At 74.7% G+C, this 23,586-nt stretch carries 16 protein-coding genes, 2 tRNA genes and 1 pseudogene; 15 read left to right on the forward strand and 4 right to left on the reverse strand.

The window, feature by feature from the left end; translation table 11 throughout:
- The first annotated feature begins 65 nt into the window (after positions 1-65).
- From argB to cobA, 13 genes are all read left to right on the forward strand, one after another.
- Positions 66-941 carry an acetylglutamate kinase gene (gene argB, locus ACPC54_RS15285; protein WP_498965385.1) on the forward strand — a complete coding sequence of 292 codons (876 nt, stop codon included), beginning with the start codon at positions 66-68 and terminating at the stop codon, positions 939-941.
- Entirely contained in the window at positions 938-2,143 is a 1,206-nt protein-coding gene (locus ACPC54_RS15290) for an acetylornithine transaminase (RefSeq protein ID WP_498965155.1), read from the forward strand. The genes argB and ACPC54_RS15290 overlap by 4 nt, the downstream gene beginning before the upstream one ends.
- Positions 2,144-2,166: 23 nt before the next feature.
- A complete protein-coding gene (locus tag ACPC54_RS15295) occupies positions 2,167-2,715 on the forward strand; it encodes an arginine repressor (protein WP_498965157.1) in 549 nt (182 codons plus the stop codon).
- A 113-nt stretch (positions 2,716-2,828) separates the two neighbouring features.
- Positions 2,829-4,253, forward strand: a complete 1,425-nt coding sequence (gene argH, locus ACPC54_RS15300) for an argininosuccinate lyase (RefSeq protein ID WP_498965159.1) — start codon at positions 2,829-2,831, stop codon at positions 4,251-4,253.
- A 122-nt stretch (positions 4,254-4,375) separates the two neighbouring features.
- Positions 4,376-4,633 (forward strand): RNA polymerase sigma factor, encoded by a 258-nt coding sequence (locus tag ACPC54_RS15305; RefSeq protein WP_498965161.1) that lies wholly within the window; start codon positions 4,376-4,378, stop codon positions 4,631-4,633.
- A gap of 196 nt (positions 4,634-4,829) precedes the next feature.
- Complete coding sequence (locus ACPC54_RS15310; protein ID WP_498965163.1) at positions 4,830-5,333, forward strand: GNAT family N-acetyltransferase; 504 nt, start codon at positions 4,830-4,832, stop codon at positions 5,331-5,333.
- Between the two features lie 560 nt (positions 5,334-5,893).
- Positions 5,894-6,919: a methionine ABC transporter ATP-binding protein gene (locus ACPC54_RS15315; RefSeq protein WP_498965165.1), complete on the forward strand. Its 1,026-nt coding sequence runs from the start codon at positions 5,894-5,896 to the stop codon at positions 6,917-6,919.
- A 5-nt stretch (positions 6,920-6,924) separates the two neighbouring features.
- Entirely contained in the window at positions 6,925-7,656 is a 732-nt protein-coding gene (locus tag ACPC54_RS15320) for a methionine ABC transporter permease (protein ID WP_498965386.1), read from the forward strand.
- Between the two features lie 57 nt (positions 7,657-7,713).
- Positions 7,714-8,538, forward strand: coding sequence for a MetQ/NlpA family ABC transporter substrate-binding protein (locus tag ACPC54_RS15325; protein WP_498965167.1), 825 nt, complete (start codon positions 7,714-7,716; stop codon positions 8,536-8,538).
- A 208-nt stretch (positions 8,539-8,746) separates the two neighbouring features.
- Entirely contained in the window at positions 8,747-9,382 is a 636-nt protein-coding gene (locus tag ACPC54_RS15330) for a GNAT family N-acetyltransferase (protein WP_498965169.1), read from the forward strand.
- Positions 9,383-9,614: 232 nt separating this feature from the next.
- On the forward strand, positions 9,615-10,871 hold the full coding sequence (gene cbiE, locus ACPC54_RS15335) for a precorrin-6y C5,15-methyltransferase (decarboxylating) subunit CbiE (RefSeq protein WP_498965171.1): 1,257 nt from the start codon (positions 9,615-9,617) through the stop codon (positions 10,869-10,871).
- Between the two features lie 482 nt (positions 10,872-11,353).
- On the forward strand, positions 11,354-15,142 hold the full coding sequence (gene cobT / locus ACPC54_RS15340; RefSeq protein ID WP_498965175.1) for a nicotinate-nucleotide--dimethylbenzimidazole phosphoribosyltransferase: 3,789 nt from the start codon (positions 11,354-11,356) through the stop codon (positions 15,140-15,142).
- A 106-nt stretch (positions 15,143-15,248) separates the two neighbouring features.
- Positions 15,249-16,496 (forward strand): uroporphyrinogen-III C-methyltransferase, encoded by a 1,248-nt coding sequence (cobA, locus tag ACPC54_RS15345; protein ID WP_498965177.1) that lies wholly within the window; start codon positions 15,249-15,251, stop codon positions 16,494-16,496.
- A 69-nt stretch (positions 16,497-16,565) separates the two neighbouring features.
- Here the strand turns inward: cobA and ACPC54_RS15350 are convergent, their stop codons facing one another.
- A complete protein-coding gene (locus tag ACPC54_RS15350) occupies positions 16,566-19,301 on the reverse strand; it encodes a SpoIIE family protein phosphatase (RefSeq protein WP_498965179.1) in 2,736 nt (911 codons plus the stop codon).
- Between the two features lie 89 nt (positions 19,302-19,390).
- Between ACPC54_RS15350 and ACPC54_RS15355 the strand changes: the two genes are divergently transcribed.
- A complete protein-coding gene (locus ACPC54_RS15355) occupies positions 19,391-20,197 on the forward strand; it encodes a TrmH family RNA methyltransferase (protein ID WP_498965181.1) in 807 nt (268 codons plus the stop codon).
- A 1,017-nt stretch (positions 20,198-21,214) separates the two neighbouring features.
- On the opposite strand, the pseudogene ACPC54_RS15360 reads toward ACPC54_RS15355, so the two are convergent.
- Positions 21,215-22,489 (reverse strand): annotated as a pseudogene (locus tag ACPC54_RS15360) (serine/threonine-protein kinase); the annotation flags it as partial.
- Between the two features lie 407 nt (positions 22,490-22,896).
- Here ACPC54_RS15360 and ACPC54_RS15365 point away from each other — a divergent pair.
- Positions 22,897-23,100 carry a hypothetical protein gene (locus ACPC54_RS15365; protein ID WP_498965183.1) on the forward strand — a complete coding sequence of 68 codons (204 nt, stop codon included), beginning with the start codon at positions 22,897-22,899 and terminating at the stop codon, positions 23,098-23,100.
- Between the two features lie 279 nt (positions 23,101-23,379).
- Here the strand turns inward: ACPC54_RS15365 and ACPC54_RS15370 are convergent.
- A tRNA-Val gene (locus tag ACPC54_RS15370) sits at positions 23,380-23,451 on the reverse strand.
- Positions 23,452-23,492: 41 nt separating this feature from the next.
- Positions 23,493-23,564: transfer RNA gene (locus ACPC54_RS15375), tRNA-Val, on the reverse strand.
- Positions 23,565-23,586: the final 22 nt, after the last annotated feature.

Here is a 23,586-nt window from a genome sequence, read left to right on the forward strand (position 1 = left end):
ATCACACCGTGCAGATCGCACCCAAGGGCGAACAGGCCCGCAACAACACCGCGTTGCCCAAGGCCATGACGCTGATCGAGGCCCTGCCGTGGCTGGAGCGCTTCCACGGCAAGACCGTCGTGATCAAGTTCGGCGGCAACGCCATGGTCGACGACAGCCTCAAGTCGGCCTTCGCCCAGGACGTCGTGTTCCTCCGCTACGCCGGCCTGCACCCCGTCGTGGTGCACGGCGGCGGCCCGCAGATCAGTGCCCAACTCGACAAGCTGGGCCTGGAGTCGAGCTTCACCAACGGCCTGCGCGTCACCACCCCCGAGACCATGGACGTGGTCCGGATGGTGCTGGCCGGCCAGGTGCAGCGCGAGCTGGTCGGCCTGCTCAACGAGCACGGCCCGTTCGCGGTCGGCATGACGGGCGAGGACGCCCACACCATGACGGCCGTCAAGCGCTACGCCGTGGTGGACGGCGAGCAGGTCGACATCGGCCTGGTCGGCGACATCGTCAACATCGAGGCCGGCGCGGTGAAGGCGCTGATCGCGGACGGCCGCATCCCGGTGATCTCCTCGATCGCGCGCGGCGCGGACGGCCACGTCTACAACATCAACGCCGACACCGCCGCCTCCGCCCTGGCGGTCGCGCTCGGCGCCGAGATGCTCGTCGTCCTCACCGACGTCGAGGGCCTCTACAAGGACTGGCCGAACTCCGACGACGTGATCAGCCAGCTCACCGCGAGCGAGCTCGACGAACTGCTGCCGGGCCTGGCCTCCGGCATGCTCCCCAAGATGGAGGGCTGCCTGCGCGCCGTCCGCTCCGGCGTCGGCACCGCCCGCGTCCTGGACGGCCGGGTGCAGCACAGCCTGCTGCTGGAGATCTTCACCGACGAGGGCATCGGCACGATGGTCGTGCCGGACGACGAACCGATCGTGACCGGGGGACTGGCATGACGCACAACCAGCAGCTCACCGAGCGGTGGCAGCACACCTTCACCGACAACTACGGCACCCCCCGCATCGCGCTGGTGCGCGGCGAGGGCGCCAAGCTCTGGGACGCGGACGGCAAGGAGTACACCGACCTGCTCGGCGGCATCGCCGTCAACGCCCTCGGCACCGCCCACCCGGCCGTGGTCGAGGCGGTCAGCAAGCAGATCGCCACCCTCGGCCACGTCTCCAACCTCTTCATGGCCGAGCCGACCATCGCCCTCGCCGAGCGGCTGCTGCAGCTGGACGGCCGCTCCGGCGGCCGGGTGTTCTTCTGCAACTCCGGCGCCGAGGCCAACGAAGCCGCCTTCAAGATCAGCCGGCGTACCGGCCGCACCCACCTGGTCGCCCTCCAGGGCGGCTTCCACGGCCGCACGATGGGCGCCCTCGCGCTCACCGGCCAGCCGGCCAAGCAGGACCCGTTCCGCCCGCTGCCCGGCGACGTCACCCACGTCCCGTTCGGCGACGTCGAGGCGCTGCGCGCCGCCGTGACCACCGAGACCGCCGCCGTCTTCCTGGAGCCGATCCAGGGCGAGAACGGTGCCGTCCCGCTGCCGGACGGCTACCTGAAGGCCGCCCGCGAGATCACCCGGGCCACCGGCACCCTGCTGGTGCTGGACGAGATCCAGACCGGTGTCGGCCGCACCGGCCACTGGTTCGCCCACCAGGCCTTCGAGGGCGTCGAGCCGGACGTGGTCACCCTCGCCAAGGCGCTCGGCGGCGGCCTGCCGATGGGCGCCGTCCTGGCCTTCGGCGACGCCGCCGACCTGCTCACCCCCGGCCAGCACGGCACCACCTTCGGCGGCAATCCGGTGGCCGCCGCGGCCGGGCTCGCGGTGCTCGACACCATCGAGTCCGAGGGCCTGCTGGAGCACGTCCGCAAGATCGGCGAGCGGCTGCGGCACGGCGTCGAGGCGATCGGCGACCCGCTGGTCTCGCACGTGCGCGGGGCCGGCCTGCTGCTCGGCATCGTGCTCACCGAGCCGGTCTCGGCCCGGATCCAGGCCGCCGCGCAGGCGGCGGGCTACCTGGTCAACGCCGCCGTCCCGGACGCCGTCCGGCTGGCACCGCCGCTGGTGCTGACCGAGCAGGAGGCCGACGCGTTCCTCGCGGCCCTGCCGGGCATCCTCCGGATGGTGCGCGAGAGCGCCCCGGCCGATGCGAGCTGACCGTCGTCCGGGAGAATAATCACATGACCGCTTCCCCCTCCGGTTCCTCCGCCGCCGGCCCGACGCCGCAGGTCCCGCAGACCCGCACCGCGCGCCACCGGCGGATCGTGGACCTGCTCACCCGCCAGCCCGTGCGCTCGCAGAGCCAGCTCGCCAAGCTGCTCGCCGACGACGGACTCGTGGTCACCCAGGCCACCCTCTCCCGGGACCTGGACGAGCTGGGCGCGGTCAAGATCCGCAACCGGGACGGCGCGCTCATCTACGCCGTCCCGGCCGAGGGCGGCGACCGGACCCCGCGCGCGCCGATGGGGGAGTCCGCCACCGAGGGCCGGATGGCCCGCCTCGCCGGCGAGCTGATGGTCTCCGCGACGGCCTCCGGCAACCTGGTCGTGCTGCGCACCCCGCCCGGGGCCGCGCAGTTCCTCGCCTCGGCGATCGACCAGGCCGAGGTGTTCGAGATCATCGGGACCATCGCGGGCGACGACACCGTGCTGCTGATCAGCCGCGACCCGTCCGGCGGCCAGGCGCTCGCCGACCACCTCATGCAACTCGCCCAGGCCAAGGCGCAGTAGCGCCCACCCCGGGAACCCCGGCCGAACGGATCCCGTTCGGCCGGGGTTTTGTGTTTCATACGCCCTGGTGCATACTTATGCCACCTGCTGCAAACATCTGAAGGAGCCGCGCGATGACCGCCGACCAGTCCGCCGACGTCCGCCTCTGGGGCGCGCGCTTCGCCGACGGCCCGTCCGAGGCGCTGGCCAGGCTCTCCGCCTCGGTCCACTTCGACTGGCGCCTCGCGCCGTACGACATCGCCGGCTCCAAGGCGCACGCCCGCGTCCTGCACCAGGCCGGCCTGCTCTCCGACGAGGAGCTGGCCGGCATGCTGGGCGGGCTCGACCAGCTGCTCGCCGACGTCGAGGCGGGCACCTTCACCGGCACCGTCGCCGACGAGGACGTGCACACCGCCCTGGAGCGCGGCCTGCTGGAGCGGCTCGGCGCCGACCTCGGCGGCAAGCTGCGGGCCGGGCGCTCGCGCAACGACCAGATCGCCACCCTGTTCCGGATGTACCTGCGGGACCACGCGAAGACCATCGGCGCCCTGCTGCTCGACCTCCAGCACGCCCTGGTCGGCCTCGCCGAGAAGCACCCGGACACCGCCATGCCGGGCCGCACCCACCTCCAGCACGCCCAGCCCGTGCTCTTCGCCCACCACGTCCTCGCGCACGTGCAGGCCCTCGGCCGGGACGCCGAGCGGCTGCGCCAGTGGGACGCCCGCACCGCCGTCTCCCCGTACGGCTCCGGCGCGCTGGCCGGCTCCTCGCTCGGCCTCGACCCGCAGGCCGTCGCCGCCGACCTCGGCTTCGAGGGCGGCTCGGTCGGCAACTCGATCGACGGCACCGCGGCGCGCGACTTCGTCGCCGAGTTCGCCTTCGTGACCGCGATGATCGGCGTCAACCTCTCCCGGATCGCGGAGGAGGTGATCATCTGGAACACCAAGGAGTTCGGCTTCATCACGCTGCACGACGCCTTCTCCACCGGCTCCTCGATCATGCCGCAGAAGAAGAACCCGGACATCGCCGAGCTGGCCCGCGGCAAGTCCGGCCGGCTGATCGGCAACCTGACCGGCCTGCTGGCCACCCTCAAGGCGCTGCCGCTCGCCTACAACCGGGACCTCCAGGAGGACAAGGAGCCGGTTTTCGACTCCTGCGACACGCTGGAGGTGCTGCTGCCCGCGTTCACCGGGATGATGGCCACCCTCACCGTGCACACCGAGCGGCTGGAGGAGCTGGCGCCGGCCGGCTTCTCGCTCGCCACCGACATCGCCGAGTGGCTGGTCAAGCAGGGCGTGCCGTTCCGGGTCGCGCACGAGGTGGCCGGCGCCTGCGTGAAGGTCTGCGAGGCCGAGGGCATCGAGCTGTCCGACCTGACGGACGAGCAGTTCGCCGCGATCTCCGGGCACCTGACGCCCGAGGTGCGCTCGGTGCTCAGCGTGCACGGCGCCATCGCCTCCCGCAACGGGCGCGGTGGCACCGCCCCCTCCGCCGTCGCGGTCCAGCTCGCCGAGGTGAAGGCGGACCTGGCGCGGCAGCAGGAGTGGACGCGGGGCTGATCGAAGGCCCGGGGCCGACCCGGCAGCCCGGAGGGGGCGCGGCGGTGCGACCGTCGCGCCCCTCGCGCGTGCGTGCCCCCGGCCGGCCGTAACCGGGCCCGCCCCGGCCCGTCTTCCACGGTGTGTGCACTGCCCTTCCGCCCGTCCCCTCGGCCGAGGACGTCTACCTCGCCGAACGCCGCCTCCGCGTGGTCCGCGAGACGGTGGCCGCGCTGCCCGGCCGCTGCCCGCAGCTGGTCGCCGCCCTCGCCGAGGACCCGCCGCCCAGCTACCGCGAGCTCTCCGAACGGCTCGGCATGCCCCGCGGCTCGATCGGCCCGACCCGCTCCCGCTGCCTGGCCTGCCTGCGCAGACTGCTGAACGCCGAGCGCTACCCGTGACGGCGGGCGGCCCCGCTCGGCGGCCCCGCGCGCGGGTGACTCTCCTCACGTCCGGCGCTGCGAAGGTTGAGGAGAGCTGACACCCGGGTAGAGCGCTGGCGAACGAAGCTCTTGACGGTGGCGCGTTCGCTCGGATACTGAGCGTGAGCGCGTCACCCTCTGCGCGCCGGGCACGACGATGGGGAGGCCCCTGCACATGGGCATGAGCGTGATCATCTCGGCGGGTGACGTCGAGGACGCGGAGCAGATCCTCAAGCTCCAGTACCTCGGCTACCAACCCGAGGCGGAGTTGTACGGCGACTGGGCGATCGAGCCGCTGACGCAGACCTTGGAGAGCCTGCGCGCGGAACTGGCCGGCCAGCACGTCCTGATCGCCCGCCTGGGCGACGAGGTGGTCGGCGCCGTCCGCGGCCGCGTCGACGCCGAGGGCGTCGGCCGGATAGAGCGTCTGGTGGTCCATCCGAGGATGCAGCGCCACGGCCTCGGCGGCCGCCTGCTGGACGCCCTGGAGCAGCGCCTCGCCGCGGACGGCCCGGTGGCGGCCTACCGCCTGTTCACCGGCCACCGCAGCCTCGGCAACCTCCGGCTGTACGCCCGCCAGGGCTACCGCCAGACCGGCGTCGAGCGGGTCGACCACCGGCTGAGTTTCGTGCACCTGGAGAAGCCGGCGGAGACCCTTCCGCTCGCCGCGACGGCCTGACCCGCTCCCGGCCGCACACCCGGCGCCGCCACCATCCGGACACTCCGGTGGCGGCGCCGAGTCATGTCCGTGCAGGTCGGAGCGCCGAGTGTCCGCATCGCGGACAGCTCCGGGAAACAATTGGGCACGAATCGACTCGTCTGATTTACTGGCTCACATGACTGCGACGACGAACTGGCCCCCCACCGGCACCGTGCCGGCAGGTGAGCGCGCCATGTGTCGTCGAATGTGTCACTGCTGAGGGCCACCGCCCCCGGCACCCCCCTGCGGGTGCCCACCCCTCGCGCCCCGAAGCGAGACTCCGGCGCCGCTCCGTCCGTTCGGAGCGCGCCCAGCCTGCCGCACCCTCCGGCCCGCCCGTCCGCCCACCCGCGGCGGCCGCGGCCCGCGACCGGTGACACGTAAGGGCCATGCCGCCGCGCGGCCCCACCGTCCACCGGCCACGATCAAGAGGTGCCAGGTCCGGACCCCCCTTGGCGAAGCGCCGTAACGACACCGCCGACCACGACCCGGTCGGGCGGTCGACCGACGCCGCCCGCCCCCGACCCACGGAAGCTGCTGTGATCACCACTACGGACCTGACCAAGGTCTACCGCTCCCGAGGCCGCGAGGTGACCGCCCTCGCCGGTGTCGACCTGCACGTCCGCCCGGGCGAGGTCTACGGAGTCGTCGGCACCAGCGGCGCCGGCAAGTCCACCCTCATCCGCTGCGTGAACATGCTGGAGCGCCCGACCTCCGGCACCGTCACGGTGGACGGCGTCGAACTCACCGCGCTGTCCGGCGGCGAGAACCGGGCCGGCCGGGAGCTGCGCGAGGCGCGCCGCCGGATCGGCATGGTGTTCCAGCACTTCAACCTGCTCTCCTCCCGCACGGTGCAGCAGAACGTCGAACTCCCGCTGGAGATCATCGGCCTGGACCGCACCCAGCGCCGCCGCAAGGCCGGCGAACTGCTGGAGCTCGTCGGCCTCGCCGACAAGGCCCGCAGCTACCCCAACCAGCTCTCCGGCGGCCAGAAGCAGCGCGTCGGCATCGCCCGCGCCCTGGCCGGCGACCCCAAGGTGCTGCTCTCCGACGAGGCCACCTCGGCGCTCGACCCGGAGACCACCCGCTCGATCCTCAAGCTGCTGCGCGACCTCAACCAGCAGCTCGGCCTGACGGTGCTGCTGATCACCCACGAGATGGACGTCATCAAGTCCGTCTGCGACTCCGCCGCCCTGATGCGCGGCGGCCGGGTGGTCGAGTCCGGCGCACTGACCGACCTGCTGGCCGAGCCCGGCTCGGAGCTGGCCCGCGAGCTGTTCCCGCTCAGCGAGTTCGGCACCGGACAGCCCGGCTCCACCGTGCTGGAGATCACCTTCCAGGGCGACACCTCGGCCCAGCCGTTCGTCTCCCAGCTCGCCCGCACCTACCAGATCGACATCAACATCCTCGGCGCGGCCGTGGAGACCATCGCCGGCCGGATGGTCGGCCGGATGCGGGTCGAGCTGTCCGGCGGCCACCAGGACAACGTGGTGCCGATCGGCTACCTGCGCGAGCAGGGCCTGCAGGTCGACGTGATCGGTGCGACGAACGGAGCGGTGGCATGAGTGGCCTGACCTGGGACCAGATGCAGGACCTGATGTGGCCCGCCACCCAGGAGACGCTGCAGATGGTCGGCGTCTCGACCGTGTGCACCGTCGTGCTCGGGCTGCCGCTCGGCGTCCTGCTGGTGCTCACCTCCAAGGGCGGGGCACTGCAGAACCTGCCGGTGAACAAGGTGCTCGGCGCGATCGTGAACCTCGCCCGCTCGCTGCCGTTCATCATCCTGATGATCGCGCTGATCTCCTTCACCCGGCTGGTGGCCGGAAGTTCGCTCGGCTGGCAGGCCGCCGCCGTGCCGCTCACGGTCGGCGCCATCCCCTTCTTCGCGCGGCTGGTGGAGACCTCCGTCCGCGAGGTCGACCGCGGCCTGATCGAGGCCGTCCAGGCGATGGGCGGCAGCACCTGGACGCTGGTCCGCAAGACGCTCGTGCCCGAGGCGCTGTCCGGCATCGTCGCCTCCGTCACCACCACGATCATCGCCCTGATCGGCTACTCCGCCATGGCCGGCACGGTCGGCGGCGGCGGCCTCGGCGACCTCGCCTACCGCTACGGCTACCTCCGCTTCGAGACCGCCTTCATGTGGATCATCGTGGCCGAGATCGCGATCATCGTCACCGTCATCCAGCTGGCCGGCGACTACGCCGTGCGCCGGCTGTCGAACCGGGGCGGCGGCGGACGCACCCGACTGCTGCGCCCGCGTGCCGCCACCCCCACCCCCGGCGAGGACCTCGTCGCCTCCTAGACCTCCCTCGTCCGACCCCGGACGCGGCTCCCCGTATCACGCAGAAAGGCACTTTTCGTGCGCACCGTTGTGAAGTTCACCAGTGTCCTCGCCACCGCCGGCCTCGCCTTCTCGCTGGCCGCCTGCAGCAGCTCGGGCTCGTCCTCCTCGGACCCGAACGCGCCGCTGAAGGTCGTGGCCAGCCCCACCCCGCACGGGCAGATCCTCAAGTACGTCAAGGACAACCTCGCGGAGAAGGCGGGCCTCAAGCTCGACATCAAGGAGGTCACCGACTACGTGACCCCCAACACGGCGGTGCAGGACGGTTCGGCCGACGCGAACTACTTCCAGCACGTCCCGTACCTGGAGGACTTCAACAAGAAGAACGGCACGGACATCGTCTCGGTCGAGACCGTCCACCTGGAGCCGCTCGGCGTCTACTCCAAGAAGGTCAAGGCCATCGCCGACCTGCCGGCGGGCGCCACCATCGGCCTGCCGAACGACGCCACCAACGAGGGCCGCGCGCTCAAGCTGCTCGCCGACAACAAGCTCATCACCCTCAAGGACGGCGTCACCACCGCCGCTACCCCGGCCGACGTGACGGGCAACCCGAAGAACTTCAAGTGGAAGGAGCTGGAGGCCGCCCAGCTGCCCCGCTCCATCGCCGACCTCGACGCCGCCGTCATCAACGGCAACTACGCGCTCGACTCCGGCCTGAAGCCGGCCACCGACGCGCTCGTCCTGGAGAAGGCCGAGGGCAACCCGTATGCCAACATCCTCGCCGTCAAGAAGGGCAAGGAGAACGACCCGCGGGTGAAGAAGCTGGCCGAGCTGCTGCACTCCGCCGAGGTCAAGAAGTACATCGACGACACCTTCCAGGGCTCGGTCGTCCCGGCCTTCTGACCGACCCGGCCGTCGTACGGTCACACCTCGCAGCGCCCGACCGGGCCCCCGCCGCACCTCGGCGGGGGCGCGGTCGGGCAGTATGCATCAGGGACGCGCCCCCGGACGGCGTTCTGACGTACCGTCGTGCGCGCGGCGCACCGCGTGACGCCCGGGTCGCGGCGGAGGCGTACGGTGTTGTGTTCACGACCCGGCGAGGAGAGACGGCATGCCAGCGAGCTTCCCCGAGACCGCCATCAGCACCGAGCGGCTGCTGCTGCGGCCCCTTGCGGAGGACGACGCCCCGGGCCTGGCCGAGATGATGGCCGACGACCTCGTCCTGGCCTGGACGGACCTCCCGCACCCCTTCACCGAGGCCTACGCCGTCGAACTCGCCCGCACCCTCGCCCCCGCCCACCGGGCCGCCGGCCGCGGCATCCTGTTCGCCGTCACCGAGCACCTCACCCAGCGCCTGGTCGGCCTGGTCGAGCTGCGCAACACCGACTGGCGGCTGCGCGGCACCGAGATCTCCTACGTCACCGCCGCCTGGGCGCGCGGCGAGGGCTACGCGCCGGAGGCCGTGCTGGGCGTCGCCCAGTGGCTCTTCGAGGACCGCGACTTCCTGCGCCTGGAGATGCGCACCGCCGCCGGGAACACCGCCGCCCAGCAGGTCGCCCAGAAGATCGGCGGCATCAGCGAGGGCGTGCTGCGCAGCGCGTGGATAGTGCGCGGGGAGTCCGGCGAGGTCACCGAGGAGAGCCGCAGCGACCTCATCCTGTGGAGCCTGCTCCCGGAGGACCTGGAGTCCCCCGAGCCACGGCACGGCGGCTGGCACGGCGACCACCGCTACGTGCTGCGCGACTGACCGCCGCGCCCCGGCCCCTCCGCTTCACCTTCCCGGCGCGGACATGTGTGCGAGATGTCGGCCTCCCGAGGATCACACCCGGTAACCTCTCCACCGGCGCCGCACCGCGGCGCGGTTCGTCGGCACACCGATCCCCACCGGCCCGTCCCGGGTCGCACCGGGTCACCCCGAGCCGCCCGCGCCGCGCACGACGGGCGCCGAGCCGCATCGAGTCGAGGGAGAACGGCCGCAGATGGCTGACCGGATCACGGTCATCGGGTGGGACGGCACACCGCTGACCGAGGCCGCTGGCGCGGCCCTGGCCGGCGCGACCCTGGTCGCGGGCGCCCCCTACCAACTGAACGCGTTGCCGGTGCCGGCCGACGCCGAGCGGATCGCCCTCGGCGCCATCCCGCAGGCCGCCCGCAGGATCGCCGAGCACCGCGGCACCGCCGTCGTCGTCGCCGAGGGCGACCCGGGCTTCTTCGGCGTCGTCCGCGCCCTGCGCAGCCCCGAGTACGGCCTCGAACTCGAAGTCCTGCCCGCCGTCTCCTCCGTCGCCGCCGCCTTCGCCCGGGCCGGCATGCCCTGGGAGGACGCCCAGGTGGTCAGCGCCCACGGCGGACGGCTGCGCCGCGCGGCCAACATCTGCCGGGCCCACCCCAAGGTCGCGGTGCTCACCGCCCCGGGCGCCGGCCCCGGCGAACTCGCCCTGATGCTGCGCGGGGTGCACCGGACCTTCGTGGTCTGCGAGGCCCTCGGCACGGAGGAGGAGGACGTCACCGTCCTGACCTCCGACCGGATCGCCGACCACGTCTGGCGCGACCCCAACGTGGTGCTGGTGATCGGCGGCGGCGCCCAGTCCGGCCCGGTGGACGAGACGGCCGGCTGGCTGGCCGGCCGCCCGGTCGGCTACCCCGGCGCGGAGCGCGGCTGGGCGCTCCCCGCCGACGCCTACGCGGGCGCCGGGCGCGCGGAGGACGGGACCGGCGCACCGGAAGCGCTCCCCGCGCACGCCCGCGCGCTGGTGCTCGCCCGACTGGGTGCCCGCCCCGGGGACCTGGTCTGGTCGGTCGGCGCGGGCAACGGCGCCCTCGCGGTGGAGGCGGCCCGGTTCGGCGCCGCCGTCGTGGCCGTCGAGGCCTCCCGCTCGGCCTGCGCCCGACTGACCGTCAACGCCCGCCGGTACGGCGTCGAGGTGGAGACCGTGCACGGCCACGGCCCCGAGGTGCTGGGCGGCCTGCCCGAGCCGGACGCCGCCGTGGTCGAGTCCGGCGGACTGGACGTGGTGCGCGCGGTGCTGGCCCGCAAGCCCGAGCGGTTCGTCGCGGTGCCCCGCACCCTCGGCGAGGCCGAGCAGGTCCGCCGGGCGATCGCCGAGGCCGGCTACCGGGCCGAGGGCGTGCTGCTGCAGGCGACCCCGCTGTCCGGCGTCGACGAGGGTGACGGCCTGGAGTTCGGCGCCGGCGCGGGCGCCGTGCTGCTGCTCTGGGGTGAGCAGATCCTGTGAAGGCGCGGGGTGCGCGCCGGGTGCGCCGGGCGGCGCCGGCGGTGATCCCGGTCGCATCCGGACACCGATTCGAGAGGTGACCGCGCCGGGCCGGTAGTGTGGCGTCCCAGGCGGCTGCAGCCGTCGACGGCCCGCCCGATTCGGTCGGTTTGTCACCTTTTTGACGTGGTGCAACCCGATTCCGCTCGGAGTGTGGGCAATTCGACGGGCCGCGCGTCGGACCTGGAGAATGCCGTAGGGTCCGGTGCGGTCGTGCCGGTTGCTCCGGGCCGTCGTTGTTTCAGATGGTGCGCCGCCCCTCGGGCGGTGCCCGGGCCGGGGTGCCGCAGCGCGCCGGAAGGACTTTGGCCGCAGCGCCTCGGCGCGGCGGCCGCGTGTGGTTGAGGGGCGGGTCGGTGCAGGCCCGGCCCGTGCGGATCGGCGCTGCGGTCGGTGATCGCGTCGCCAAGGGGCGCGGCAGCGGCCTGGAAGGAGCTTTGACAATGACCGATGGCGGCCACGTCCCGGGCGAGGGACTGCCGGAGCACCTGCACGCCGGGCCGGACCCGCTCGGCGGACCGGAGGGCGTCGCGGGCGTTGCACCCCTGCAGGGCGTCGCGACGGACGGCGGAATGATCCCGAACCCGGCGGCGCCGCTCGGCGGTCTGCCCGGCGCGGTGCCCCCGGGCGCCGGCGCCGTCCCGCCGCAGGCCCAGCCCGGCTTCACCGTCCCGGCCCCCGGCATGCCCGGCGACGGCTGGGCCGGCGACCAGGGCGCGCCGCGCCCGGCCTTCCACTTCCTCGACCAGCCGGACGGGCTGGACGAGGAGGAGGACGTGCTGCTGATGCCCGGTCCGCAGGGCTCCTGGGGCGAGCCGTTGGCGCCCGCCCCGGTCGACCAGGCCCCGTACGCCCCGCACCCGGACGGCATGCCGGTCGAGCCGTCCTGGCCGCCGGTCGAGCCGCCGGTGCTCGGCGGCGAGCACCCGCAGCAGCCGCCCGTCCACGGCGTCCCCGCGCAGGCGCAGGCCGGGCAGCCGGTCGCGCAGGTGCAGCAGCCGCGCCGGCCGCTGCACGCCGGACCGCCGATCCCGGACCCGTCGCTGATGACCGGCCAGGTGCCGGTCCGTTCGCTGGCCGACCGCGGCCCCTCGCAGGGCGGCACGCCGGCGCACGGCATCCCGGTGGTCGGACGGCCGCCGGTGGCCGAGCCCGTCGCCCCCGCGCAGGCCGCCGTGCCGCAGGCCGTCGGGGTGGCGCCGCAGATGGTCACGGCCCCGGTGGCCGAGGAGGTTCAGCACGTCCAAGGCGTCCAGGACGTCCAGCAGCTGCCGCAGGAGCAGGGCTTCCCGCAGGCGCCGGCGGGCGTGCCGCAGGTCGACGGCGTGCTGACCGTCGAGACGGTCGGCGCGATCGAGGTCGTCGAGGTCGTCGAGGCCGCCGTGGCCGCCGAGCCGGTGGCGCAGCAGGCCGTGGTGGCCGAGCCGGTCGCGGCCGAGGCCGTGGTGGCCGAGGCTCCGGTGGCCGAGGCTCCGGCCGCCGAGGGCGTCGCGGTCGAGACCGTGGCCGTGGAGACGATGGTCGTCGAGGCCGCCGCCGCTGTCGAGGCCGTCGCTGTCGAGGCCGTCGCCGTCGAGGGCGCGCCCGAGCAGGTGCCCGCGTCCGCCGAGCAGGCCGACGCCCCCGCCCAGGGCGGCCAGCCGCGCCGGATCTCCGCCTTCCTCGCCGCGCCCACCCCGCACGGCCTGCCCAAGGTCGGGGCCGGCGAGCAGGCCCCGGCCGTCGAGCCGGAGGCGGTGCAGCCGCAGCAGGCGCCCATAGCGGCCGCCGTCGCGCCGCAGGCCGTCGTGGCGGAGCACGCCGAGCCGGTCGCGGAGCAGGCTGTCGAGCAGGCCGCCGAACAGGTTGTCGAGCAGGTCGTCGAGGCGCAGCCGGGCGAGCAGGCCGTGGTGGCCGAGGCTCCGGCCGCCGAGCAGGCCGTCGCCGAGCCGGTCGCCGAGACCGCCGCCGGCACCGGTGAGATGCCCTCCGGGCAGGCCGTCAGCGAGCCGGCCGCCGAGGGCGAGCAGCCCCAGCCGGAGGCGACCGCGCAGGCCGAGGCGCCCGCGCAGGCCCAGGCCGGCGAGCCGGTCGAGCCCGCTGCCGAGCAGGCCGCCGAGCAGGCCGTCACCGAGCAGCCCGCCGCGGAGCAGCCGGCCGAGGCCGTCGCGGCGGAGCCGGAGCAGCAGCCCGTCGCCGCCGAGCAGGTCGAGCAGCCGGCCGAGGCCCAGGCCGTCGAGGAGCCCGCCGCCGGGCAGGCCCCGCAGGCGGACCAGCCCGCCGAGGCCGCCGAGCAGCCCGCCGAGGCCGTCGCGGCCGTCGCCGAGCCGGAGGCCGCCCAGGAGGAGGCCCCCGCCGAGCAGCCCGCCGCCGAGCAGCCCGTCGCCGCGGAGCCGGCCGTCGAGCAGCCCGCCGCCGAGCAGGCGGAGCAGCCCGAGCAGCCGCAGCCCGAGGAGCCGGCCGCCGCCGAGGAGCCCCAGGAGCCCGCCGAGCCGCGCGGCCCGGCCGCCCCCGGCTACGACGAGGCCGGCCGCGAGGCCGTCCACCAGGTGATCCGCGAGCGCCGCGACATCCGCAACGGCTTCCGCCCGGACCCGATCCCGCACGAGGTGCTGATCCGCGTCCTGGAGGCCGCCCACACCGCGCCCAGCGTCGGCTACTCGCAGCCCTGGGACTTCGTGGTGATCCGCTCCGCGAAGACCCGCAAGCGGATGCACGCCCTGGCCGAGCGCCAGCGCGAGGCGTACGCGGACTCGCTGCCCAAGGGCCGCGCCAAGCAGTTCCGCGAGATCAAGATCGAGGCCATCCTCGACACCCCGGTCAACATCGTGGTGACCGCGGACAGAACCCGCGGCGGCCGCCACACCCTGGGCCGCCACACCCAGCCGCAGATGGCCCCGTACTCCGCCGCCCTGGCGGTGGAGAACCTCTGGCTGGCCGCCCGCGCCGAGGGCCTGGGCGTCGGCTGGGTGAGCTTCTTCGACGACGAGGAGCTGGTCCGCGAGCTCGGCCTGCCCGAGCACCTGGAGGTCGTCGCCTACCTGTGCGTCGGCTTCGTGGACTCCTTCCCGGACGAGCCCGAGCTGGAGCAGCAGGGCTGGGCGAAGAAGCGCCCGCTGTCCTGGGTGGTGCACGAGGAGCAGTACGGCAACCGCGCGCTGCCCGGCGAGGAGCCGCAGAGCCTGCTGGCCGACACCCTGCGCGGCATCCGCCCGCTGGACGCCAAGGCGCTCGGCGAGGCCTGGGACCGGCAGAAGCGGATGACCAAGCCGGCCGGCTCGCTCGGCATGCTGGAGATCATCTCCGCCCAGCTGTGCGGCCTGTCCCGCAAGTGCCCGCCGCCGATCCCGGAGCCCGCCTGCGTGGCGATCTTCGCGGGCGACCACGGCGTGCACGCCCAGGGCGTCACCCCCTGGCCGCAGGAGGTGACCGCCCAGATGGTCGGCAACTTCCTGGCCGGGGGAGCGGTGATCAACTCCTTCGCCAAGCAGATCGGCACCGAGGTCTGCGTGGTGGACGTCGGCGTCGCCGCCGAGCTGCCGGACGCCGTCCAGCAGGGCCGCGCCACCGGCCTGCTGCCGCGCAAGGTCAAGCCCGGCACGGACGACATGACGCAGGGCCCGGCGATGACCCGCGAGGAGGCCCTGAAGGCGATCGAGGTCGGCATCGAGACCGCCCGCGACCTGGTCGCGGCGGGCAACAAGGCGCTGGTCACCGGCGACATGGGGATCGCCAACACCACCGCCTCGGCCGCCCTGATCTCGGTGTTCACCGGCCTCGACCCGGCCGAGGTCACCGGCCGCGGCACCGGCATCGACGACGAGACCCACGCCCGCAAGGTCGAGGTCATCCGCGCCGCGCTGGCCCTGCACCAGCCCGACCCGGACGACCCGATCGGCGTCCTCGCCGCGATCGGCGGCCTGGAGCACGCGGCCATCGCCGGCTTCCTGCTGGGCGCCGCCTCGCTGCGGACCCCGGTCGTGCTGGACGGCGTGATCGCCGGCTCGGCCGCTCTGGTGGCCAAGGCGATCGCCCCCGAGGTGCTGGCGGCCTGCATCGCCGGCCACCGCTCCGCCGAGCCCGGCCACCAGGCCGCGCTGGCGAAGCTCGGCCTGCGTCCGCTGATCGACCTCGACCTGCGCCTCGGCGAGGGGACCGGCGCCCTGCTGGCCCTCCCGCTGGTGCAGAGTGCGGCCCGCGCGATGCACGATGTAGCCACCTTCGACTCCGCCGGGGTCACCGAGAAGGCCTGACGCACCCCGTCACCGCTCCGCGGACCGGCCCGAGGGCGCGCCGGCCCGCGGAGCGGCGTATCGCCGTACCCGTTCCCCTCCCTCACCCCGACCAGGAGCACCGCCGATGACCGCGCCCACCCCGCACCCCAGCACCGAGGGCCGTACGCCCTACCCGGTCGGCCTGCTGCTGGCCGGCCGTCGCGTCGTCGTGGTCGGCGGCGGCCACGTCGCGCAGCGCCGGCTGCCGGCCCTGATCGCCTCCGGCGCCGAGCTGCACCTGATATCCCCGGCCACCACCCCGGCCGTCCAGGCGATGGCCGACGCGGGCGAGGTCACCTGGCACACCCGCCCCTACCAGGACGGTGACCTGGCCGGCGCCTGGTACGCCCTGGTCGCCACCGACGACCCGGCGGTCAACGAGGCGGTCAGCGCGGAGGCCGAGCGCGAGCGGGTGTTCTGCTCCCGCAGCGACGACGCCGCCGCGGCCACCGCCTGGACCCCGGCCAGCGGCCGGGACGCGGGCGCCACCGTCGCCGTCCTCACCGGGGACCCGCGCCACTCCGCCGCCCTGCGCGACGCGATCGTGGACGGCCTGCAGGACGGCTCGCTGGCCGCCCGCCAGTACCGCGCCCGCGGCGCCGGGGTGGCCCTGGTCGGCGGCGGCCCCGGCGACCCGGACCTGATCACCGTGCGCGGCCGCCGGCTGCTCGCCGACGCCGACGTGGTCGTCACCGACCGCCTCGCCCCGCGTGAGCTGCTCGCCGAGCTGCCCGAGCACGTCGAGGTCATCGACGCCTCCAAGATCCCCTACGGCCGGTTCATGGCCCAGGAGGCGATCAACCGCACCCTGATCGAGCACGCCAAGGCGGGCCGGTTCGTGGTGCGGCTCAAGGGCGGCGACCCGTACGTCTTCGGGCGCGGCGGCGAGGAGCTGCTCGCCTGCGCCGAGGAGGGCATCCCGGTCACCGTGGTCCCGGGCATCTCCAGCTCGATCAGCGTCCCGGCGGCGGCCGGCGTCCCGGTCACCCACCGCGGCCTGACCCACGAGTTCACCGTGATCTCCGGCCACGTCGGCCCGGACGACGAGCGCTCGCTCACTAACTGGGAGGCCGCCGCGAAGATGAGCGGCACCCTGGTGCTGCTGATGGCGGTGGACAAGATCGGCGCCATCGCGGCCCGGCTGATCGAGTACGGCCGGTCGGCCGACACCCCGGTCGCGGTCGTCCAGGAGGGCACCACCGCGGCCCAGCGCCGGGTCGACGCCACCCTGGGCACGGTCGGTGCGGTGGTCGCGGCCGAGGGCGTCAAGCCGCCCGCGGTCATCGTCATCGGCGACGTCGTCAACGTCCTGGCGGCCGCCTTCCGCCGGTAGGAGCGTTCGCGGAGCGGGAAGTCGGCCGGTCCGACTTCCCGCTCCGCATTTTTGTGCCCGTCCGCGCGGTCACTCCAGCGGCTGCTCCGTCCAGATCACCTTCCCCGTCGCCGTGTACCGCGTCCCCCAGCGGTCCGCGAACTGCGCGACCAGGAACAGCCCGCGCCCTCCCTCGTCCTCGGTCGCCGCGTACCGCAGGTGCGGCGAGGTGCTGCTGCCGTCCGACACCTCGCAGATCAGCGACCGGTCCCGCAGCAGCCGCACCCGGATCGGCCCGGAGCCGTACCGGATCGCGTTGGTCACCAGCTCGCTCAGGATCAGCTCGGTGACGAACGCCGCCTCGTCCAGCCCCCAGTCCGCCAGCCGCCGGGCCACCGCCGACCGGACGCCGCCCACCGCCGCCGGATCGGGCGACACCTCCCACTCCGCCACGTGGTCCTGCGCCAGCACCCTGGTCTGCGCCACCAGCAGCGCGATGTCGTCCTGCGGGTCCGCCGGCAGCAGCGCCCCGAGCAGGTCGGCGCAGGTCTGCTCGGGCGTGCGGGCCGGCCCGGACAGCGTGGAGCGCAGCAGCTCCAGCCCGGTGTCCAGGTCCCGGGCGCGGTCCACCACCAGGCCGTCGGTGAACAGCACCAGCCGGCTGCCCTCGGCCAGCTCCAGCTCGACGGCCTCGAACGGCAGCGCCGCCAGCCCGAGCGGCGGCCCGGTCGGCAGCTCGGCGAACACCACCCGGCCCTGCGGATCCACCACGGCCGGCGCCGGATGCCCGGCGCTCGCCAGCGTGCAGCGGCGCGACACCGGGTCGTAGATCGCGTACAGGCAGGTCGCCCCGGCCAGCCCGGTGCCCTCGCCGACCGCCTCCTCCTGGTCGATCCGGTTCACCAACTCGTCCAGGTGCCCCAGCAGTTCGTCCGGCGGCAGGTCGAGCGTCGAGAAGTTGTGGATCGCCGTGCGCAGCCGCCCCATGGTCGCCGCCGCGTGCAGCCCGTGCCCGACCACGTCCCCCACCACCAGCGCCACCCGCGCCCCCGGCAGCGGGATCACGTCGAACCAGTCCCCGCCCACCCCGGCCCGGGCCGGCAGGTAGCGGGTCGCGACGTCCAGCGCGTTCTGCTGCGGCAGACTGCGCGGCAGCAGGCTGTGCTGGAGCGTCACCGCCATCGCGTGCTCCCGGGTGTAGCGGCGCGCGTTGTCCACGCACACCGCCGCGTGCGCCACCAGTTCCTCGGCCAGCGCCAGGTCGTCCGGCTCGAACGGCTCCGGCCGCTGCGCCCGCCAGAACCGGGCCACCCCCAGCAGCACCCCGCGCGCCCGCATCGGCACCCGGACCAGCGAGTGCACGCCGTACGCCAGCACCTGCGCCGAGCGCTCCGGATCCTGCAGCCGCCAGTCGTCCGCCTCGGTCAGGTACGGCTCCAGGCCGGGCTCGCCGCTGTGCAGCGCGCCGGCCAGCGGCGTCTCGGGGACGACGTCGAGCACCGTGCCCACCGGGTGGAACGGCCCGTCCGTCCGCACCCCGGCGAACGCCGCGCGCCGCATCAGGCCCAGCGAGGCGCCCGGCGGGGGCTCCTCGCCGGTCAGCACCTGCTCGGCCAGGTCGACGGTGACGAAGTCCGCGAACCGCGGCACCGCGACCTGCGCCAGCTCCTCCGCCGTCGTGGTCACGTCCAGCGTGCTGCCCACCGTCACCCCGGCGTCGTACAGCAGCTTCAGCCGGTGCTGCGCGGTCTCGACCCGGCCGGTCAGCGCCAGCAACTCGGTGGAGTCGCGCAGCGTCGCCACGCAGCCCGGCGGGCCGCCCGCCTGGTCGGTGAGCCGGACGTTCACCGCGAGCAGCCGCTCCCCGGCCAGCACCACCTCGTCGCTCACCGGCCGTCCGGCGGTCAGCAGCGCCAGCGGGGCGGCGTCCAGCCCGAGCTCGTCGACCGGCCGTCCCTCGGCGTCCGGCGGCAGGTCGAGCAGCCGGCGAGCCTCGTCGTTGCAGAGCAGCAGCCGCCCGTCGGTGACGATCATGACCCCCTCGCGCACCGCGTGCAGGACCGCCGCGTGGTGCTCGTACATCCGGGTCATCTCGGCCGGGCCCAGCCCGTGCGTCTGCCGCCGCAGCCGCCGGCTGATCAGCGCCGTCCCGAGGGTGGCCAGCCCGATCGCGCCCGCCGCCGCGCCGAGCACCACCGGCAGCTGGCGCTCGCTCGCGGTCGAGACGTTGCTCAGGGTGACGCCCGCCGACACCAGCCCGACCACCGAGCCGTCCGGCGCGTACACCGGGACCACGGCCTGGACCAGCGGGCCCAGCGTGCCGGTCAGGTGCTGGGTCACCACCTCGCCGCGCAGCGCGGGCTCGTAGGTGCCGATGAACTTCTGGCCGATCCGGGCCGGGTTGGGGTGGGTGTACCGGATGCCCTGGTTGTTCAGCACCACGACGAAGTCCACGCCCGAGGAGACCCGGACGGACTGCGCCTTCGGCTGCAGCACCGCGGTCGGATCGGGGGAGCGCAGCGCGTCCACGATGCCCGGTGAGTTGGCGAAGGTCTGCGCGACCGCCACCGACCGGTTGCGGGCCTCGTGGTCGGCGTCGTTGTGCGACTGCACCACCAACGCCACCACGGCCCCCGCCACCAGCAGCAGCACGACCAGCAGTTGCAGCGCGAAGACCTGCCCGGCCACCGACCGGTGCCGCGCCGACCGCGGCGGCTTCGCGCGGTGCAGCTGGTGCCGACCGCGTGGGCGACCACCGGAGGAGTCGGCGGAGCCAGGAGCACCAGAGGCCGACGGAGCCCAGGATCGGCCCGGGGAACGGGCCATACGGTCATATTTGCACCCCTGCTAGCTCGGGACCACCCCACCCCGTCCACCGTTTGGCCTTCACCGCCCCGGCTTGGCAAGATCGCAGGGTGTCCGAACCCAGCACCGTCACCGACCCCGCCGACCCGCGCCTCGCCGACTACACCGGCCTCACCGACGTCGAACTGCGCCGCCGCCGCGAACCGGCCGAGGGCCTGTTCATCGCCGAGGGGGAGAAGGTCATCCGCCGCGCCCTCGCCGCCGGCTACCGGATGCGGTCGATGCTGCTGACCCCCAAGTGGCTGGAGGTGATGGCCGACGTCATCGCCGAGGTCGACGCCCCCGTCCACGTCGTCGAACCGGGCCTCGCCGAAGCCGTCACCGGCTACCACGTCCACCGCGGCGCGCTCGCCTCGATGGAGCGCAAGCCCCTCCCGGACGCCGCAGAACTCCTCGCCGGAGCCCGCCGGGTCGCCGTCCTGGAAGGCCTGGTCGACCACACCAACCTCGGCGCGATCTTCCGCAGCGCGGCCGCCCTCGGCATGGACGCCGTCCTGCTCTCGCCCGACTGCGCCGACCCGCTCTACCGGCGGGCCGTGAAGGTCTCGATGGGCGCCGTCTTCGCCGTCCCGTACGCCCGCCTCGAACCCTGGCCGGCCGCCCTCGCCACCGTCCGCGACGCGGGCTTCAGCCTGCTCGCCCTCACCCCGGCCGACACCGCCGTCGACCTCGCCGAGCTCACCCCGCAGCGCCTCCCCAAGGCCGCCCTCATGCTCGGCGCCGAAGGCGACGGCCTCACCCGCGCCGCCCTCGCCGCCGCCGACCACCCCGTCCGCATCCCCATGGCCCACGGCATCGACTCCCTCAACGTCGGCGCCGCCGCCGCCGTCGCCTTCTACGCCGTCACCACCGCCTGACCAGCCCCCTCCGACTGCCCACTTCTCGCGCCGCGGCTGCCGACGCCCGGCCGCTCGCCCACGGCTCTCTCCGCACCGGCGTTCGGCCGTGGTGCCAGCCGATCCCCCGGCGCCGAATTCGCCAGACCATCCGCTGCCCGCGCAGGAAGTCGGCCGGCCCGGCTTCCCGCGAACCGTCGCTGCGGCCGGGATGCCCGCGGCACAGACGGGCGACGCCGCCTACGCGGAAAGTCGGCCCCCTCGACCGGCAGGGTTTCCCGCGCGGTGTGCGGGGCGCCGCGCGCACAGGAAGTCGGCCCCGCCGACTTTCCGTGCCGCCGTGGGTCAGCCCGTGGGGGCGGTGGGCGGGGCGGGGGCGGCGGCCGGGGGCGGGCTGGTGAGGCCGGTGGCGCCGGCGCCCGGCCAGGACTCGTCGAGGGTGCCGTCGGCGCGCACGGTGTAGCGGGTGGAGACGATCGCGCCGGTCGCGGCGACGCGCTCCTCGCGGACGACGGTCCCGCCGTCCAGCCGCCAGCTGGCCGTGGCCTGCGGGTCGGCGGCCGAGGTGCGCCAGGTGGCGGCGACGGGGGAGTCCCCGGTGAAGGTGTAGATCTGCACGAGGTCGACCGGCACCGAGCCCTCGGCCCGCCGCAGCACGACGATCGACGCCGGCGCGCCCTTGTACCGGGCCGGCAGCACCGCGCTCAGCGCGACCTGCGGACCGGCCCCGACGGAGTGCCCGTCCCGCAGGGTGATGCCGGGCCCGCCGGTTCCGTCCGGGTAGTTGCGGTTGGGCCAGTCCACGGCCGGCCCCGGCCCGAGCGGGGCCGCCAGTGCGCCGTCCCCGGCGCCCGGGCTGTTGCGCGCGGCGGCCGGGAGCGGGGTGCCCGAGGACTGCGGGGCGACGTCCACCGAGGTCCCCGGCATTGCCAGCTCGCCCCCGCCGCCCGCGGCGCGGGCGCTCGCCGTCGACCCGGCCGGCGCCCGCAGGCCCTGGTTGCCCCGGTCCTCGCAGCCCTGCGCGGCGGCGATGGCCAGCGCGACCCCGAGGGTGACGGTGACGAAGACGACCAGCCGCTGCCGCAGCAGCCGCTGGCGCGGACCCGGGGGCCGCACCCCGGGGGCCGGGGTGTGCTGCCGGTCGCGGGGGCGGGCCCGGTCACGTCCGCCGGGGCGGCCCGGGGGCGGGGTCTGGGGCCGGTCCGGGCGCTCCCGCAGCGGCCGGGTGACGGGCGTGGGCTCGGGCCGGGGGAGCGGCGCACCGGGCGCCCGGCGCGCCGCGCTGCCGGAGGCCTGCGCGGCCGGTCGGCCCGCGGCCGCCGCCCGTGCCCTCGCCGGAGCGGGCGATTCGGGCGCACGCCCGGGCGCGGGCACGCCCTGCGGGGAGGCGTCCGGCCGGGCGGTGTCGGGTCTCGCCGGTGCGGCGGGGGTCGGCGCGGCCCCGCGCCCGGGCCGCGCCCCGCGCGGGGCACCGCCCCCGGCGCCCGTAGCCGCGCCGCGCGCCGCCAGCTCGCTGAGCCGCTCGTGCAGGGCGGCCGCGCCGGGCCGCTCGGCCGGCTCCTTGGCGAGGCAGGCCCGGATCAGCGGCGCGAGTTGCGGCGGGACGGCCGAGAGGTCGGGTTCCTCGTGGACCACCCGATAGAGCATCACTTCGGAGGACGCCCCGGACCCGAAGGGCGTGTCCCCGGTGAGCGCGTACGCGAGCGTGGCCCCGAACGCGAAGACGTCCGTGGCGGGCGTGACGGCGGCGCCGCGGACCTGCTCGGGCGCGAGGAAGCCGGGGGAGCCGACCGCCGTGCCGACGTGGGTGAGGGTGCTGGCGCCGCGCGACCACGCGATCCCGAAGTCGATGATCCGCGGCCCGCGGGGCGAGAGCAGGATGTTGGAGGGCTTGAGGTCGCGGTGGACGACGCCGGCCTCGTGCACCTTGACGAGTCCGTCGGCGAGCGCGGCCCCGATCCGGGCCGCTTCCGGCCAGTTGAGCGGTCCATCGTCGCCGACCCGCTTGTAGAGCGAGGGCCCGGGCACGTACGCGGTGGCCAGCCAGGGGCGGTCGGCCTCGATGTCGGAGCCGACGACGCGCGCGGTGCAGCCGCCGCGGATGCGGGAGGCGGCGGCGATCTCGCGGGCGAAGCGGGTGCGGAACTCCTGGTCCTCGGCGAGCTCGGCGCGGATCAGCTTGAGGGCGACGCGCTGTCCCCGGCGGTCGGAGCCGAGGTAGACCACGCCCATGCCGCCGGCGCCCAGTCGCCGGTGCAGGCGGTACGGCCCGACGATGCGGGGGTCCTCACGCCTCAGCCGCATCATCGCCATCTCTCGTTTCCCCGTCAGCCCGTGGTGAGGCCCCGTTGGCATGGGGCATCGTCAGTTCCTGTCCGGCACAGCTTACGGACTGCCCGTTGCGGTGTGCTGATACGCAACACCTCAAGCCGCCGTGCGATTGTCGGATCGTGCACTGATCGGCAGGTCAGCCGGGTGCCGAATCGATTCTCGGGGTTCCCCCTCAGGGATCCCCCGGGGGCGCGCTGACGGCTCCCTCCCCCTCCGGTAGTAGGCCCTGAGTACGGGCGTCATCCTCCGGGATGCCCGAGGAACAGTACGACGGCATGACGCCCGGACGGCCCCCTCACGAATAGCGTTGTCTCCAGCGGTGGACGGGGAGCTCGTCCCCCGAGGTAAGCCGTCCACCGCGCCCACTCGACCGGAACAGGAGCCTGGCAATGGCATCGCAGCTCACGGGTGACCCCCGACGCCGCCGCCGTCCGCCCTTCGTCCAGTCCCGGTCCACCGAGCAGCAGACCCGGCACCCCGCCGTGGCCCTGGCCATGGCGCTGCCGTGCGCCGTGCTGCTGGTGATGCTCTTCGGCGGGTGGGACCAGATGGCGAACCAGGCTTCGGCCGTCGCCGATCTGATCGGCCGCTGAAAACCGCCGGCCCCACCCGGGCCGGCCACAGAACGGGCACCGAGCCCCTGGGGACGGGGAGCGGTGCCGCCGGGGAGGCCGCGGCCGCGTTGGATCGCGGACGGGCGAGAGCGGTGCGCAGAGCGCCCCGGCAGGCGGAGACGCCGCGTACGGACGTCGGTGAGGGCGGCCGTACGCGGCTCTTCTCCTTCCCTCCACACCCGGAACGCCCAGGTCGCCGGGAACGCCAAAAGGCCGGGGCCGCGACCCTCACGGATCGCGGCCCCGGCCGTCACTGTGTGCGCGATACTGGGATTGAACCAGTGACCCCTACCGTGTCAAGGTAGTGCTCTCCCGCTGAGCTAATCGCGCCTGGTAAGGCGGTCCTGCAGCGGACTCCGGAGAGTCCGACGTGCGCGATACTGGGATTGAACCAGTGACCCCTACCGTGTCAAGGTAGTGCTCTCCCGCTGAGCTAATCGCGCCTGGTAAGGCGGTCCTGCAGCG

The organism is Kitasatospora sp. NPDC094028 (genome assembly GCF_049543595.1).
Taxonomy (GTDB): Bacteria; Actinomycetota; Actinomycetes; order Streptomycetales; family Streptomycetaceae; genus Kitasatospora.

Excerpts from the sequence above, each read along its gene's own strand:
- ACPC54_RS15365 (WP_498965183.1), top strand. The coding sequence starts at position 22,897 with ATGGCATCGCAGCTCACGGGTGACCCCCGACGCCGCCGCCGTCCGCCC.
- ACPC54_RS15310 (WP_498965163.1), top strand. The coding sequence starts at position 4,830 with ATGGGCATGAGCGTGATCATCTCGGCGGGTGACGTCGAGGACGCGGAG.
- argH (WP_498965159.1), top strand. The coding sequence starts at position 2,829 with ATGACCGCCGACCAGTCCGCCGACGTCCGCCTCTGGGGCGCGCGCTTC.
- cobA (WP_498965177.1), top strand. The coding sequence starts at position 15,249 with ATGACCGCGCCCACCCCGCACCCCAGCACCGAGGGCCGTACGCCCTAC.
- ACPC54_RS15290 (WP_498965155.1), top strand. The coding sequence starts at position 938 with ATGACGCACAACCAGCAGCTCACCGAGCGGTGGCAGCACACCTTCACC.
- cobT (WP_498965175.1), top strand. The coding sequence starts at position 11,354 with ATGACCGATGGCGGCCACGTCCCGGGCGAGGGACTGCCGGAGCACCTG.
- ACPC54_RS15350 (WP_498965179.1), bottom strand. The coding sequence starts at position 19,301 with ATGGCCCGTTCCCCGGGCCGATCCTGGGCTCCGTCGGCCTCTGGTGCT.
- ACPC54_RS15295 (WP_498965157.1), top strand. The coding sequence starts at position 2,167 with ATGACCGCTTCCCCCTCCGGTTCCTCCGCCGCCGGCCCGACGCCGCAG.
- ACPC54_RS15330 (WP_498965169.1), top strand. The coding sequence starts at position 8,747 with ATGCCAGCGAGCTTCCCCGAGACCGCCATCAGCACCGAGCGGCTGCTG.
- cbiE (WP_498965171.1), top strand. The coding sequence starts at position 9,615 with ATGGCTGACCGGATCACGGTCATCGGGTGGGACGGCACACCGCTGACC.
- argB (WP_498965385.1), top strand. The coding sequence starts at position 66 with ATGACGCTGATCGAGGCCCTGCCGTGGCTGGAGCGCTTCCACGGCAAG.